The organism is Cupriavidus pinatubonensis, from assembly GCF_019602855.1.
Taxonomy (GTDB): Bacteria; Pseudomonadota; Gammaproteobacteria; order Burkholderiales; family Burkholderiaceae; genus Cupriavidus; species Cupriavidus pinatubonensis.
Genome location: NZ_CP080766.1, coordinates 1,464,484 through 1,478,773, shown reverse-complemented (window position 1 = coordinate 1,478,773; position 14,290 = coordinate 1,464,484). Strand labels below are relative to the sequence as shown.

Genomic DNA, 14,290 nt, shown 5'->3' with positions numbered 1-14,290 from the left:
CGCCGGGGAAGGTTCCGGAATGATGCCAGTCCCCTGGCTTGTCAGCCTGGGAGTATCGCCGCTACCGGCCGGATGGGGCCGGACCACAGCGAGCAACAAGGAGACGCACCATGCGACCGATTCGCTCCGCAGTCACCGTTCTGACGACTGCACTTCTGGCTTGGCCCTTCGCTCAAGCCCAGGCGGATCCTGTGGCGGACGCTGCCTCCGCGGCCACGCAGGCCAGCGGGGCAGGCGCAATTGGAAGTGGTATGGGCTCCGAGGCCGTCGCAAAGACGGACTTGAGTGCAAGCGGCCAACGCAATCCGTTCGGCTCGGCGGTAGCGGCAGTCGCGAGCGACAAACTTGATGGCGTGCGCGGCGGCACCGAAGTGGTTGTGAACGACATGCGGCTGCACGGCACGGTTGCCGACAACGCCGTGGTCAACCCGATCACCGGCACCAATCTCATCTCCGACGGCGCATTTGCCAATGCGGCAGGCTTGCCGACCGCTATCCAGAACAGCGGCAATAGCGTGCTGATCCAGAACGCGACCATCATCAACGTCCAGTTCAAGTGATGACGATCTTCCGACGGGTGCTGGGGACCATACCGTTTCTGCTGGCCTTGGGCGGGATGTCGCCCGCGATGGCAGACCGGATGACGCTATACGGGCCGGTTGGCGAAGCCTACAACGTGCCGGTAACCAGCCTGCGCGAGGCAAGGTTCAAGACGACGGTCCGGCAGCAATACGATTTCAGTTGCGGGTCGGCCGCTGTGGCGACCCTGCTGACCTACCAATACGGCGATCCCGTGAGCGAAGAGTTGGCATTTGCCAACATGTTCGTCAACGGCGATCAGAACAAGATTCGGCAAGAGGGCTTTTCCTTGCTGGACATGAAGCGCTTTCTGGAGTCGCGGGGCTTCCTGGCGGATGGCTATGAGTTGCCGCTGTCCAAGCTCGAAGAAACACAGATTCCCGCGATCGTGCTGATCTCAGAAGGGGGCTACCACCATTTCGTGGTTGTCAAAGGGGTCAAGGGGGACCGCGTGCTGATCGGAGATCCTGCGCGCGGCACGCGATCCATTTCCCGAGAGCATTTTGAAAGCATCTGGGAGAGCCAGTTGCTTTTCGTCATCCATAACCGCACCGAGCGGGCGCGGTTCAACCTTGCGGCTGACTGGCGTGTCGCGCCGATGGGTCCTTACTGGATGGGAGTTAGCCGGGACAGCTTGTTCTTCACCGTCATGCCAAAGCATGGCGCTGGCGATTTCTGAGGAACACATCATGCTCCAACAACCTGATTCATTCACTGGCCTGACCGTGCGGCGATCCGGCATGGCAGGGCAGGCCACTGCCATGTTGCTGGTCGGGGCCGGCATGGCATGTACGGGTACCGTGCATGCGGCTGAACAATCCTTGCCGGATGTATTTGATGCAGGCGTATTGCCGGCGCAGGCTGTGCTGGCTACCGAAGATACGCCGGTGGAAAGCCCTGCTTTGGCGGGTTTGGCGCCTTCGGCTGCTCGTGGCGACATGGCGGGTTGGAAGCCCGTCGCCCATGAGCGCCTGGAAGAAATGCGGGGCGGTTTCGATGCCGGCGGCCTGCAAGTTTCGTTCGGAATCGAACGCGCCGTGTATATCAACGGTGCCCTGGTTGTGGCGACCACCCTTAATATTCCCGATGTGGGAAGGATTACGACTGACCAGGCCGCCCGGCTGGCCTCCACGCTTGGGCCGTCGATCGTGAGCGCGACCCAGGCAACTGTCAACAGTGCGTTAGCCGGCAATCCCGCCACGGCGGGTTCCACGGCCGGATCGCAGGGCGGTAGTGCCAGCAATGCCGGCAGCAGCGGTGGCACTGGCGCCGCGACGACGGCGAGCGCGGCAGGAGCCTCGAGCACGGCGGCAGGCAGTGCGGGCGCAAGCTCCGCAACGACGGGCGCGCCGATAACGACCATTGCCACCGGGACCGGTCAGGTCATTACCAATGGGGCCCTGACCATTATCCAGAATGGCGCGGGCAATGTGGCGAACATAGGGGCGCTGGCAGGCTCGCCGGCAACCGTGATCCAGAACTCTTTGAACAACCAGAGCATCCGGAGCCTGATGACAATCGACGCCAGCGTGAATACACTCCAGGCATTCCGGTCACAGTTGGCCAACACAGCGCTGAACAGCGCGTTGATGCGGGCCGCCAGCATGAGGTAGTCGTAGCGAAGGCATAGCGCAGTACAGGTAGCGGACTCCTGGATAATCAGTCCGCCGTCCCGGGGGAGGGTAGACGAAATGAAGAAGCGGTCGATGCAGGGCATCCGGAACGCCGGATGCTCGACGTTGCTATTGCTTGGGGGGCTGGCGAACGCACAGACTTCCCCGGACTCCGGGCCATCGCCTGCCACGGGGATGGAAGCCCTGCAAAGCCAGTTGGCCGATCAGCAGGGCCAACTGGAAGCGATGAAGCGGGCGCTGGCCGAGCAGGAGGCCGTCATCAAGGAATTGCGCAGTGTCATCGGCAACGATGTCCTGGCGAGAAAGCGCGGCGGGGCCGGTCCAGGCGTGACGCCCTCGGACAACGCTACCAACGCGGCCGCGGCGGCGGCGGCCTCCAGTGCCACGCAAGGCGTGCCAAACGCCGTGGCAAATCCGCAGCAGCCGCCGCAAATGGTGGCCCAGCCTCAGTCGGGACAGCCACAGCAGGGTGAATCGACCGACCAGCAAACAGTGGCCGCCGACGAACCCGTTGGCCGCCCGCCCGAACGCGACACTCGTCCACCAGAAATCGCGCCGATTACCGACCAGCCTGGCGTGCTGACCGGCGAGGGCAAGCTCGTGGTCGAGCCCGGCTTCCAGTACGGCTATTCGTCCAACAACCGTGTTGCGCTGGTTGGGTACACGGTGATTCCTGCCATCCTGATCGGCCTGGTCGACGTGCGCGAGGTCAAGACGACCACGTACCTCGCTTCAGTCGCGCTGCGCTACGGCATCACCAAGCGCCTGGAGATCGAAGCCAAGGTGCCATACGTGCACAGCTCGGGTTCTACCGTCAGCCGCGAGATATTCACGGGCACGGCAGTCGACAACGTGTTCAACGCCAGCGGCAGCGGCATTGGGGATGTGGAAGCCACGCTGCGGTACCAGCTCAACTACGGCACAGAAAAGATGCCGTACTTCATCGGCTGGTTGCGATACAAATCCAACACCGGCAAGGATCCGTTCGAAGTTGTGACCGACTGCGTGACGCGCTGCGTCGGCAATGCAACGGGTACCGGCCTGCCACTGGGCTTGCCCACCGGTACGGGCTTCCAGGCCCTGCAACCCGGCATTACGTGGCTGCTGCCGACCGACCCGGCAGTTTTCTTCGGCACCTTCAGCTATCTGCACAACTTTGCTCGTGACAACGTCAGCCGCACCGTGCTCAATGGCGAGAAGGAGGACCTGGGCAAGATCGCCCCGGGGGACATCTTCGAGTTCAGCTTCGGCATGGGCCTTGCGCTCAACGAGCATGCGTCGTTCTCGATTGGCTACGACCAGGCCATCATCTGGCCGACCAAGCAGAACGGGCAGACGGTGCCGGGCTCGGTGCGCGTGACGCAGGGCACGCTGCTGGTGGGTTACTCGTATCGCTTCAACAACCGCTACACGCTGAACCTGTCGGTGGGTGCCGGTCTCACGCGCGATACGCCCGACCTGCAGGTCAATGTGCGTCTGCCGATCACATTCTGAAGCGCAACTCCGGCGTGTGTGACGCGCGTGACCAACGCGCGCGTCACATCGGCAGGCCAGTGGGAAAGCTGTCTTGCACTCGCTGCATGAACGGCGTACAAAGAAATAACCCCCGTCCCACAGACGGTATCCCCACTTACGGGACGGCCTGATAGAGGAGACAGACATGCGCAAACGCATCTTCTGGTTATTGCCCGATCTGGTCAGTGCCCGACGCACCATGGACGACCTCCTGCTGGCCCGTGTGGAGAACAGTCATATCCATTTCGTGGCGCGCGACGGTTCTGATATGACGGGCCTGCACGAAGCCAACCTGTTCCAGACGTCCGATATCATCCATGCCGCTGAAATGGGCCTGATGGTCGGTGGCGGCGTGGGCGTGGTGGCCGGCGCGGTAGTGGCCATGTTCCCGATCGTCAGCGACACCCCGCAGTGGGGCCTGGTCGGCGTGCTGGCCGTGCTCGGCGCCGTATTTGGTGCGTGGGCTTCGAGCATGATCGGCAGTTCGGCGCCCAACAGCCGCCTGCGCGCGTTCGAGAAGGACATCGAAGCCGGCAAGATCCTGCTGATGGTCGATGTGCCGCGCGGACGTGTCGAGGAAATCGAAATGATGCTGCAGAAGGCCCATCCGGAAGCCGCGTTTGCGGGCTTGGATCCGGCCGTGCCGGCGTTCCCCTGAAGCGCGCTACGCCGTTTGCTTTGCCGCGCGCCTGAGCGGCGCGCGCGTCCCTCACTCACACCGGTGCCGGCATCCGGTTCCGGTGTGATGTCGCAGCAACACCCTCCCCATCCGCTGTTTGCTCCTGTACCGTGCTTCGGGTAATTTGCGAAACGTCGCATTGGCGCTGTCGCATGAACGCATGCATGGCGCAGTCGGCAGCCACGCTACAACTACAGCACGCCACTAGGGCGGAGGGGTCAGGACAATGAAGGCAACATGGTTTGCGTGCGGCATGCTGGCCGCCACGCTTGGGATCGCCGCGCCTGCGGCATTGGCGGAGCCGGGCGTCAGCAAGACCGTGATCCGCATCGGGCAATCGGCCGGCGTGTCCGGCCCGGTGGCAGGATCGGTCAGGGAACAGATCGAAGGCGCACAGGTGTACCTGCGCGCGGTCAACGCCAACGGTGGCGTCGCGGGCCGCCGCATCGAACTGGTGACGCTCGACGACGGGTTTGACGCAAAACGCACGCCGGACAACGTGCGCAAGCTGATCGACGACGAGAAGGTTTTCGCGCTGTTCATGGTGCGCGGCACGCCGCAGAACGAAAGCATCCTGCCGATCATCACGGCGGAGAAGGTACCGCTGGTGGCACCGCTGACAGGCGCGATCACGCTGCACCGCCCGGTCAACCGCTACGTGTTCAATGTGCGCGCCAAATATCAGGATGAAGTCGCGCGCGCCGTCAACCATCTGTCGACTTCGGGCATGACCCGCATCGCCATCGTCTACGCGAACGACGGCTTCGGCAAGGACGTATACGAGGGCTTCACCGCCGCCTTGCAGGCGCGCGGCGCCCAGCCGGCCGCGGCGGCCAGCTTTGCACGGCCGATGGGAGATATCACGCAGCAGGTCGCGACCGTGAACAAGACCGACCCGCAGGCGGTACTGGTCATCGGTTCGGGTTCGGAAGCGGCGCGCGTGATTCGCGACATGCGCAAGGCGGGCAGCCAGGCGCAGTTCGTCACGCTGTCGAACAACGCGGCCGACTCGTTCATCAAGGAACTTGGCGATGATGCGCGCGGGCTCATCATCACGCAGATCGTTCCCGGTACGAACTCGAGCCAGATGACGCTGGCCAGCGAATACCGCAGCCTGGCGCGGCAGCAGGGCGTGACGCTGACCAACGCCGGCATGGAAGGCTTCATGTCCGCCAAGGTGCTCGTGGAAGGCCTGCGCCGCGCGGGGCCGGACCTGACCCGCGAGCGCCTGGTCACGGCGCTGGAGAACCTGCGCGACTACGACATGGGGGGCATTCTGATCAGTTACAGCCCGAGCCGCCACACCGGGTCGTCGTTTGTCGAGATGTCGATCGTCTCGTCCACAGGCAAGCTGATCCGCTGACCGGCACAGCGCCAGCCGGCAGGGCGTACCCATTTCTGCGTGGTGCTTCGCCCTGCCATCAATGCCGCCCCGGACAAGGCGTGGAAGCGGTGCCAATCCACACAAAGCGTACCCAATTCTGCGTACCCTCAAGTGCGCCGCCGGCCGTAGTGGACATGGAGGCAATCGATCATCGCCGCCGCCGCGGCCGAGTCGCCACGGTCGCGTAGCCGCACCAGGCAGATGTCCCGGACCAGCGACGGCATCTGCAGCGGCCGGACCGCCAGACCGTCGCGCTGGAACTGGAACAGCGCCAGCGACGGCACCACGCTCACGCCCAGGCCTGCCTGCACGAGTGCGGCGACCGTGGCCAGGTGCTCGACTTCCATCACGCTGCTGAGCTTGAGCGGATGCAGCGCGGCGTCCAGATGCTGGCGCACGCTGCTGGTCCGCGACAGGTGGATGAACGGCTGTCCCGCGAGCATCTGCGGCGTGATGCGGCGCTTGCGCGCAAGCACGTGCGTGGTCGGGCAGACCAGATGGAAGGTGTCATGCACCAAGGGCTCGACACGCAGGTCATCGTCCTGCACGGGCGCAGGCGCCAGCGCAAAGTCGGCGCGCCCACGCCGTACCAGGTCGATGCAGCCATCGGCGAGCTGGTCGAACAACTCCAGCGCAATCCCCGGATAACGCTGCCGGAATGCCGCCAGCAGCGGCGGCAGGTCGCCGCCCGCGATCGAAGGCAGTGCAGCGATGCTGACGCGTCCCTTGCGGCGCTCCGCGTGCGCCCGCAGGTCCTCGAAGGCGGCCTCGAAATCTCCCAGCAGGCGCCGCGCGGTTTCCTCGAATCGCATGCCATCGGCGCTCAGTTCCACGTGCCGCGTGGTGCGTTCGAACAGGCGGCTGCCGGCCTGTTCCTCAAGGGTCTGGACCAGCGCGCTGAATGCCGACTGCGACAGATGGCACGCCCGCGCCGCGCGCGTGAAGTTGCGGTGAGTGGCAAGCGCCACGAAGGCGCGCAGGTGTTTGACGGAAAGGTTCATGGCCGCCTGGCAGATTCATCGGGGAAGTCGCTAGATTAATCCAAATAATCCATTTTTTGGCTGACTGATGCCGGCCTAGAATGAGCTGGAACATCGACCAACCCGCCCCAAGACACCATGACCGCTCCCTTGCTCATCGGCTCCGGCGCTGGCTTCTCCGGCGACCGCACCGATGCCGCACTACCCGTCGTGCGCACCCTGGTCGCCGCAGGCGGGCCGGCCGCGCTGATCTTCGAGACTCTGGCCGAGCGCACGCTGGCACTCGCGCAGCTGGCCCGGCGCAACGACCCGGCGGCCGGCTATGAACCGCTCCTCGATGCGCTGCTGACGCCCGTGCTGGGCCTCTGCCTGGCCAACGGCATTCCGATCATCGGCAACTTCGGCGCCGCCAACCCGCGGGGCGCGGCAGCCCGTGTGCGGGAGCTTGCGCAGCAACTGGGACTGCCGGCACCGCGTGTGGCCGTGGTAGAGGGCGATGACCTCTCGCATGACACCGGCCGCACACTGTTGCGCAACATCGTCGGGCCCGCGTTTCCCGAAGCGCGCTTCGTCTGCGCCAACGCCTACATCGGCGCGCGTGGCATTGCCGATGCCCTGCAGGCCGGCGCACAGGTCGTGGTCTGTGGCCGTGTCGCCGATCCCGCGCTCGCCGTGGGTCCGGCCATGGCGCATTTCGGCTGGTCCTGGCAGGACTGGGACCGCCTGGCTGCGGCAACGATGGCCGGGCATCTGCTCGAGTGCGGCGCGCAGGTCACCGGCGGCTACTTCGCCGATCCCGGCATGAAGGACGTGCCGGATGTCCATGCAGTCGGCTTTCCGATCGCGCAGCTCGACGAGACCGGCGCGATCGAAATCTTCAAGGCGGCAGGCACGGGCGGCTGTGTCGACCTGCGCACGGTCAAGGAGCAGCTGCTGTACGAGGTCCATGATCCCGCCGCGTACCTAACGCCCGATGTCGTGGCCGACATCAGCGAGGTCACCGTTGCACAAGTCGGCCCAGACCGCGTGGCGGTGCGCAACGTGCGCGGCCATGCGCGGCCGGAACAGCTCAAGGCCAACCTCTTCTTCCATGGCGGCTGGATGGCGGAAGGCGAGATCTCCTACGCCGGCCCGAATGCCGCGGCGCGCGCGCGCCTGGCGGCGGATATCGTGCGCAAGCGCATGGCGCTGCTTGGACACGACGTACCGATCCGCTTCGACCTGATCGGTGTGCTCAGTGTGCTCGCCGACGATGCGGGCCGGATGCTTGCGCAGCCGGGCCAGCACGAAGCCGCAGCGGAAGACGTGCGCCTGCGCGCAGCGCTGTCGCATGAAGATCCGACAGTCGCCCAGGCCCTGCTGCGCGAAGTCAACGCGCTGTATACCTGCGGGCCTGCGGGCGGCGGTGGCATACGCACCGCGCAGCGCGCGCGCCTCAACGCCATGTCCTGCCTGGTTCCGCGTGATGCGGTGACGCCGGACCACACCTTTATCGACTGAGCGGAGCCCCGACATGACCGCCACCGCAATGCTCTACCAGTTCGCCCATGGCCGCACCGGCGACAAGGGCAACCGTTCCAACATCAGCGTGATCGCCTACGACGCGCGCGACTTTGCGCATCTCGTCGAGCATGTGACCGAAGACGCCGTGCGCGCGCAGTTCCGCGACCGCCAGCCGACTGCCGTCACGCGCTATCTGGTGCCGTCGCTGCATGCGATGAACTTCGTGATCGACGGCGTGCTCGATGGCGGCGTCAACGACGCGCTGAATCTCGACGCACACGGCAAGGCGCTGTCGTTCCGCGTGCTGCAGTTGCCGATCCCATTGCCGCCGCGCCTGGTCGCGGCGGGCGCGTAAGCACACGATTGCCCCTTCACCCGCTTCCACCATCAAAAAGACCCCTCAACCGGAGACATCCATGCCTGGAATCCACAGGATCCTGACCGCCGCCGTACTCGCCCTGACCGCGCTGCCTGCGGCCCAGGCGCTGGCAGAGTACCCCGACAAGCCGATCCGTTTCGTCGTGCCGTTTGCGGCCGGCAGCGCCACCGACCAGCTCGCGCGCGCAGTCGGGCAAGCGGTGACCGTGGACAGTAAGGTGACCGTCGTGGTCGACAACAAGCCCGGCGCCAACGGCTTCATTGCCGCCAGCGACGTCGCCAAGGCCAGCCCCGACGGCTACACCGTGCTCATTACCACCAACACCACGCACGCCGCCAACGAGCACCTGTTCCGCAAGCTGCCGTACGACCCGGTCAAGGACTACACGCCCGTTACCGCGCTCGGCCGCGGGGGCCAGATCATGGTCGTGAACCCGCAGGTGCCGGCGAAGACGGTGGGCGAGTTCATCGCGCTGGCAAAGAAACAGCCGGGCAAGCTGAGCTTCGGCAGCGGCAGCTCGTCGTCGCGCATCGCGGGCGAGCTGTTCCAGCAGATGGCGCATGTCGAACTGCTGCACGTCCCCTACAAGAGCAACCCGCTGGCCGTGACCGACCTGCTTGGCAACCAGATCCAGATGATGATCACCGATACCGCGACCGGCCTGCCGCAGGTCAAGAGCGGCAAGCTGCGCGCGCTGGGCGTGTCCGGCAAGACTCGTTCGCCGCTGGCGCCGGACGTGCCGACCATCGACGAGGCGGGCGTAAAAGGCTATGAGATGAGCTATTGGTTCGCGGCATACGCACCGGCCGGTACGCCGCCCGCGGTAGTTAACAAGCTCAACGCCATGCTGGTGAAGGCTGCGCGCAGCGACACCGCTGCAAGTTTCTATCAAGGTACGGGCACCGAAGTGTTTACGAGCACGCCCGCTGAACTCGCGCGCTTCCAGCAGCAGGAATCGGCCAAATGGGGCCGCATCATCAAGGCCGCGAATATCCAGCCTGAATAGGCTAAGCCGCAATCGCGCTTGCAACGGGGCCGACGGCCCCGTTTTTCTTACGCAGAAGTAGGTACGCTTTTGCCTTCGCGCTTACCGCTAGCCCTTGTCGCACCTTAAGATACGCGTTTGCCCGACTGACACGCTGCGCTTCTGCGCCAGACCGGTCATTCCAGCCGCTTGCGTCCAGAACGCGAATCGAAAAACAGGAACGTGACATGAAGCTGCCGAATGCTTTGACCTCTCGACTTGCCGGCTCCATGATGGCTGCGGCCGCCCTCGCCGGCATGGTAATGCCGGACGCGGTGCCCATCGCGCACGCCGCACCACCTGCGCAGGTCAGGACCCAGGCGCCCGGTTTCTACCGCATGATGGTGGGCCAGTTCGAGGTAACAGCGCTGTACGACGGCTACATCGACCTCGACCCAAAGCTCTTCAAGTACACGAGCGCCCGTGAAGTGCAGCGCCTGCTCGCGCGCATGTTCGTGGCCTCGACGCCAGGCATGCAGACCGCCGTCAACGCGTATCTGGTCAACACCGGCAGCAACCTCGTGCTCGTCGATGCCGGCACGGCAAGCTGCTTCGGCCCGACGCTGGGCCAGGTCGTCAACAACCTGCGCGCGGCGGGCTACGAGCCGGCACAGGTCGATACCGTGCTGCTCACGCACCTGCACGGCGATCATGCATGCGGACTCGTCTCCAACGGCCAGGCGGTGTTCCCCAACGCTACGGTTTACGTCGACAAGGCAGACGCCAACTACTGGCTCGGCGAGGCCAATGCCGCCGCCGCCCCTAAAGACAGCCAGGCGTTGTTCGGCATGGCGCGCGATGCCGTGGCGCCGTACCAGGCCGCCAACCGCTTCCGAACCTTCGATGCGGCCACCGGCGCGGAGCCCGTACCCGGTGTTCGTGCCGTGGCAGCCTATGGCCACACGCCGGGCCACACCGGCTACCTGTTCACCTCGGGCAAGGCCAGCCTGTTGTTGTGGGGGGATATCGTCCACAACCATGCCGTGCAATTCCGCCGCCCGTCGGTGTCGATGGAATTCGATGTCGACAGCCATGCCGCGGCAATCACGCGCAGCCGGATCTTTGCCGATGCGGCGAAGGGCAGGTTGTGGGTGGGCGGTGCGCACCTGCCGTTCCCGGGTATTGGACACGTGCGGCGGGAGACGGCCGGATATGAGTGGGTACCGGTGGAATATGGGCCGGTCCGCGAGGATGTCGCAACGACGCCGCGGCACTAACTGTGCCGCAGGGCGCAACGGTAGCGTCGAGTCGGGCCTGAAGCCCGATTCAGTCGAACTGGTAGGAATAGGTCATGTTGATCCGGGGCGACCGGTGCGTGGCATTGGTGGGCTTGTCGCCAACAGGCTGCGCGACCGACACGTCGAGCGTGTAGTACTTCCTGTCGGACAGCCGCACGCCTATCGCTACCGACGACAGTTTGCGATGCGACAGGCTCACGCTGTTGGAGTAGACGCGCGCCACGTCGACCCAGAGGTAGGGTTGCACGGTGCGCAGGTACTCCACATCCGGCTTGAACAGGTGGTTCAGCTCTGCGGAAGCCCCCCACCCTTTGTCGCCCGCCACTTCGCCCGCCGGGTAACCGAGCCCGAAGAAGCGGCCGCCGAAGCTGATCTGCTCGCCCGATGCGAGCCGGTTGGCACTGTACTGGCCGGCGGCCGAGAGGCTGGTGCCAAAGCCGAACGGCAGGTCATTGGATTGCGAGACGAGCAGGCGCGTACGCCAGAAGTCTAGGTCGTTCGCATTGTTCCGGCGGCTGGCCCCGAGTGCATCGACGCCCTTGTACAGGCCCAGCAGCGCATTTTGTGTCTGACCTTCGCGCCGCTGCACGTAGGTCAGCTCAGCGGTTGCCACGCGCACATTGGTGCCTAGCGTGACCGCCGTGCCGGTGGCGGCATGGGTATAGCGTTCGAACTGATCGGCGCCGTAGACCCCACCCGTGAGCGTGAGTGCGTGCGCGTTGGACAGCAGCAAGGGATAACTGAGCTGGCCGCCAATGCGCTTGGTGTCGTTGACGTAGCGCGGATCGAAACCGAGCGGTCCCAGCGTGGCGTTCTGCGGGACACCGCGATAGTGCGAAGCGGTCAGCCTGGCGAGCATGCCTTCGGTGCCGATCGGCTGCGCGTAGGAAGCGGCGTAGTACTCCTCGTTGTCGCGGCCCTTGGGAAACAAGGCCGAAACGGAGACTTGCTCGCCCAGTGGCGTCAGGCTGTTGGTCGTCGCCGTCGCGATCGCACGTAGTCCTGGCGAAAGGTAGTCGATGGCGGTGCCAAAGGCGAACGGCTTGCGCTTGACGTCCAGCACCATCTCGCAGGCGCCATCGGTGGTGCTGGGCGGTTGTACCGTCGCGGCAACCTGCATGCCGGGTTGCTGCGACAGGACGTTCACGTAGCGCTCGAAGGTTTCACGGCGCAGCGGACGGTCTTTCGCGAGCATGCCGGCGATGTCGCGCAACCGCTTTTCGGCGGGGCCGGCACTGCCATTCACCGTGACCTTGGCGACATAGCCTTCCACCACGGTGATCAGCACATTGCCGTTTTCAAAGCTCTGCGCGGGCACAAAGGCGAAGGAAAGCGGATAGCCCTGCGCCTCGTACATCTTCGTCACAGCATTGGCGGCTTCCAGCAGTTGGGCAATCGTGATCTCCTGGTTTGCCAGCGGGGCAAACCGGGCCGCGATGTCCGCAAAGGGCAGCGTCCTCACGCCCTCGATCTGGAAGTGCTTCGGCGTCAGGCGCGCGTTGAGCAGGTTCTGCAGCGCCGCGTCCGGCCGCGCGACTTCAATCGTGACACTGCTTTCCGGGCGAGCCGGCGCAATCTTGGGAAGCGTTACCGTCGGATCGCCCTGGACCGGGCTGCGCGGATCGGCAAGGACGAGGCTGGAATGGAGCGCGCCGACGCCGACCAGCAGCGCGGCGACACGATGACGTGCATGCATGGCAATACCCCTGTCAACAAGACATTGCGGCTATAGGCGGGCAGGCCACTGGCACCGGGGTTGCCGCTACCCCGGCGCCTGTCAGACAGCTTCGTGGCCGCCGCGCAGGCTGTGGAAAGCTGGCTTACTTTCGCGTGCCGGTCAGCCCGCCGAGCAGGCCGCCGACCAGTCCGGTGACCGGTGCGACGGCGCCCGTGACGGGTGTCTTGGTGGCGGAGCCGCCGGCGAGGCCAGAGACGATCCCCGTGACCGGTGCCAGCGCGCTGGTGCCGCCCGAAGGGGTGGCAGTGCCGGCGGCCGAGGCGACGGTGGAGACCGTGTTGGCCACGCCATTGACAACGCTGGTCACGGGCGCCAGCGCCGGTGCCGTGGCGCCGCCGGTGCCAGCCGCGGCCAGTCCGCCGGACAGGCTGCTCACCAGGCCCGTCACGGGCGCCAGCGGCGATGAGGTGCTGCCCGCGCCGGCTGCGCTGCCCAGCGACGCGACCGGGCCGAGTACTGCGCCAACGGCAGGGCTGAGCGTACCGAGCGGGCTGCTGGCAGACGGACCGTTTACCGCGCCCCCGAGTGCCGCGACAGTATTGCCGGTGCCCGTGACGGCGCCGCCCAGCCCCGCGACCACGGGCGTATTGGTTTGCGTCAGCGCGGTGCCGGCGGTAGCCAGTGCACCGCCCACTGTGGCGAGCAGGCTCGTGGTCGGCGCTCCGAAACTGGTGGCTGCGCCAAGCGATTGGGTACTGCTGGTCAGTTGCGTGGTGAGCGGCACGATGAGCTTGCTTGTGCCCGAGGTCAGCTGCTCCACGGGGCTGGCAGATAGTGCGGTGCTCAGCGTGCTGCCGCCGTTGCTGACGGTGCCGCCGAGCTGCGTCACGACGGAACCCAGCGTCGACGTCAGTGGCGAGAGCGGCGACAACTGTCCGGTGCCGAGGCCGCTGACCGCGCTGCCGGTGCTGCCCACGGCATTGCCGAGATCTGTCACCACCACGCCGGTACTGGCCAGCGTGGTGCCCACAGGATTGGAGGTATTCGGGATATTGCCAAGGCCAGACTGCAGGCCCGTACCGAGTGCGCTGATGGCATCGCCCGCTGACGCGACCGCACCACCCAGGCCGCCCTGGGTCTGCGACGGCAGCAGCGGCACGCCGGCGTCACCGATCTGCTGGCCAAGGTCGCTGACGGCGCCGCCGGCCGCCGTCACGATCGTGCTTCCTTTGCTGATGATCTCGGAGGTGGGGGTCAGCGAAGCCGGCGTCTGCGTGCCGCCGTCGTTGTTGCCTGTGTTGCCGCCGCCGGGATCGGAATTGCCGCCGTCACCACCTGATGCGCTCTTCGTGCCCACTGCGCCGTCACTGCCCGTTGCGCCAATGTCCCCGCTGCCACCCGCGCCTGCTTTGGTTCCGGCCGTTCCCATGGAAGTGGATCCGCTGCCGCTGGCGCAACCGCCAAGGGCCAGCAGGGTGGTGACCAGAGTTGCGATGGCAAGTTGTTGTGTACGCATGATGTTCCTTTGTCCCGTCGTTAAGTCGCCTGGCCGGCCCGCCTATGTCTGCTGCGTGCGTCGGCAGCGTGTATGGCGCAATGGGCGTGCCAGTGTGTGCGCTGGCAGACGGACATCCCCCCGCAAGGTAGGGAAAGGGTCCGCAACGGCCTTGCAGGGCTTGCCTTTGCGGGTGAGGGCG

General features: G+C 65.6%; 13 protein-coding genes. 10 read left to right on the top strand and 3 right to left on the bottom strand.

Features of this window, described 5'->3' with window-relative positions; translation table 11 throughout:
* The first annotated feature begins 110 nt into the window (after positions 1–110).
* The 6 genes from K2O51_RS06760 (at position 111) to K2O51_RS06735 (ending at position 5,770) form a co-directional block, all read left to right on the top strand.
* A complete protein-coding gene (locus tag K2O51_RS06760) occupies positions 111–560 on the top strand; it encodes a hypothetical protein (protein WP_011301499.1) in 450 nt (149 codons plus the stop codon).
* 56 nt (positions 561–616) lie between these two features.
* On the top strand, positions 617–1,258 hold the full coding sequence (locus K2O51_RS06755; RefSeq protein WP_373460900.1) for a C39 family peptidase: 642 nt from the start codon (positions 617–619) through the stop codon (positions 1,256–1,258).
* Positions 1,239–2,192, top strand: coding sequence for a flagellin (locus K2O51_RS06750; protein ID WP_342394085.1), 954 nt, complete (start codon positions 1,239–1,241; stop codon positions 2,190–2,192). Before K2O51_RS06755 ends, K2O51_RS06750 begins: the two co-directional genes overlap by 20 nt.
* A gap of 78 nt (positions 2,193–2,270) precedes the next feature.
* Positions 2,271–3,707: an acetate kinase gene (locus K2O51_RS06745; RefSeq protein ID WP_140950343.1), complete on the top strand. Its 1,437-nt coding sequence runs from the start codon at positions 2,271–2,273 to the stop codon at positions 3,705–3,707.
* Between the two features lie 166 nt (positions 3,708–3,873).
* Positions 3,874–4,386 (top strand): hypothetical protein, encoded by a 513-nt coding sequence (locus K2O51_RS06740; RefSeq protein ID WP_011301503.1) that lies wholly within the window; start codon positions 3,874–3,876, stop codon positions 4,384–4,386.
* A 247-nt stretch (positions 4,387–4,633) separates the two neighbouring features.
* On the top strand, positions 4,634–5,770 hold the full coding sequence (locus K2O51_RS06735; protein WP_011301504.1) for an ABC transporter substrate-binding protein: 1,137 nt from the start codon (positions 4,634–4,636) through the stop codon (positions 5,768–5,770).
* A 128-nt stretch (positions 5,771–5,898) separates the two neighbouring features.
* Here the strand turns inward: K2O51_RS06735 and K2O51_RS06730 are convergent, their stop codons facing one another.
* On the bottom strand, positions 5,899–6,792 hold the full coding sequence (locus tag K2O51_RS06730) for a LysR family transcriptional regulator (protein ID WP_011301505.1): 894 nt from the start codon (positions 6,790–6,792) through the stop codon (positions 5,899–5,901).
* Positions 6,793–6,909: 117 nt separating this feature from the next.
* On the opposite strand from K2O51_RS06730, the gene K2O51_RS06725 reads away from it, so the two are divergent.
* The 4 genes from K2O51_RS06725 (at position 6,910) to K2O51_RS06710 (ending at position 10,894) form a co-directional block, all read left to right on the top strand.
* Positions 6,910–8,271, top strand: a complete 1,362-nt coding sequence (locus K2O51_RS06725; protein ID WP_220629981.1) for an acyclic terpene utilization AtuA family protein — start codon at positions 6,910–6,912, stop codon at positions 8,269–8,271.
* A gap of 13 nt (positions 8,272–8,284) precedes the next feature.
* Complete coding sequence (locus K2O51_RS06720; protein ID WP_011301507.1) at positions 8,285–8,629, top strand: AtuA-related protein; 345 nt, start codon at positions 8,285–8,287, stop codon at positions 8,627–8,629.
* A 61-nt stretch (positions 8,630–8,690) separates the two neighbouring features.
* Positions 8,691–9,659: a Bug family tripartite tricarboxylate transporter substrate binding protein gene (locus K2O51_RS06715; protein ID WP_220629980.1), complete on the top strand. Its 969-nt coding sequence runs from the start codon at positions 8,691–8,693 to the stop codon at positions 9,657–9,659.
* A 206-nt stretch (positions 9,660–9,865) separates the two neighbouring features.
* Positions 9,866–10,894 carry an MBL fold metallo-hydrolase gene (locus tag K2O51_RS06710; RefSeq protein WP_220629979.1) on the top strand — a complete coding sequence of 343 codons (1,029 nt, stop codon included), beginning with the start codon at positions 9,866–9,868 and terminating at the stop codon, positions 10,892–10,894.
* A 49-nt stretch (positions 10,895–10,943) separates the two neighbouring features.
* Here K2O51_RS06710 and K2O51_RS06705 read toward each other — a convergent pair whose 3' ends face one another.
* Both K2O51_RS06705 and K2O51_RS06700 read right to left on the bottom strand, forming a co-directional pair.
* A complete protein-coding gene (locus tag K2O51_RS06705; RefSeq protein ID WP_220629978.1) occupies positions 10,944–12,611 on the bottom strand; it encodes a ShlB/FhaC/HecB family hemolysin secretion/activation protein in 1,668 nt (555 codons plus the stop codon).
* A gap of 124 nt (positions 12,612–12,735) precedes the next feature.
* On the bottom strand, positions 12,736–14,109 hold the full coding sequence (locus K2O51_RS06700) for a collagen-like triple helix repeat-containing protein (RefSeq protein WP_140950345.1): 1,374 nt from the start codon (positions 14,107–14,109) through the stop codon (positions 12,736–12,738).
* Positions 14,110–14,290 lie beyond the last annotated feature (181 nt).

Coding starts and splice junctions, on each gene's coding strand:
- K2O51_RS06720 (WP_011301507.1), top strand. CDS start 8,285: ATGACCGCCACCGCAATGCTCTACCAGTTCGCCCATGGCCGCACCGGC.
- K2O51_RS06730 (WP_011301505.1), bottom strand. CDS start 6,792: ATGAACCTTTCCGTCAAACACCTGCGCGCCTTCGTGGCGCTTGCCACT.
- K2O51_RS06700 (WP_140950345.1), bottom strand. CDS start 14,109: ATGCGTACACAACAACTTGCCATCGCAACTCTGGTCACCACCCTGCTG.
- K2O51_RS06745 (WP_140950343.1), top strand. CDS start 2,271: ATGAAGAAGCGGTCGATGCAGGGCATCCGGAACGCCGGATGCTCGACG.
- K2O51_RS06760 (WP_011301499.1), top strand. CDS start 111: ATGCGACCGATTCGCTCCGCAGTCACCGTTCTGACGACTGCACTTCTG.
- K2O51_RS06735 (WP_011301504.1), top strand. CDS start 4,634: ATGAAGGCAACATGGTTTGCGTGCGGCATGCTGGCCGCCACGCTTGGG.
- K2O51_RS06710 (WP_220629979.1), top strand. CDS start 9,866: ATGAAGCTGCCGAATGCTTTGACCTCTCGACTTGCCGGCTCCATGATG.
- K2O51_RS06725 (WP_220629981.1), top strand. CDS start 6,910: ATGACCGCTCCCTTGCTCATCGGCTCCGGCGCTGGCTTCTCCGGCGAC.
- K2O51_RS06750 (WP_342394085.1), top strand. CDS start 1,239: ATGGCGCTGGCGATTTCTGAGGAACACATCATGCTCCAACAACCTGAT.
- K2O51_RS06715 (WP_220629980.1), top strand. CDS start 8,691: ATGCCTGGAATCCACAGGATCCTGACCGCCGCCGTACTCGCCCTGACC.
- K2O51_RS06705 (WP_220629978.1), bottom strand. CDS start 12,611: ATGCATGCACGTCATCGTGTCGCCGCGCTGCTGGTCGGCGTCGGCGCG.
- K2O51_RS06755 (WP_373460900.1), top strand. CDS start 617: ATGTCGCCCGCGATGGCAGACCGGATGACGCTATACGGGCCGGTTGGC.
- K2O51_RS06740 (WP_011301503.1), top strand. CDS start 3,874: ATGCGCAAACGCATCTTCTGGTTATTGCCCGATCTGGTCAGTGCCCGA.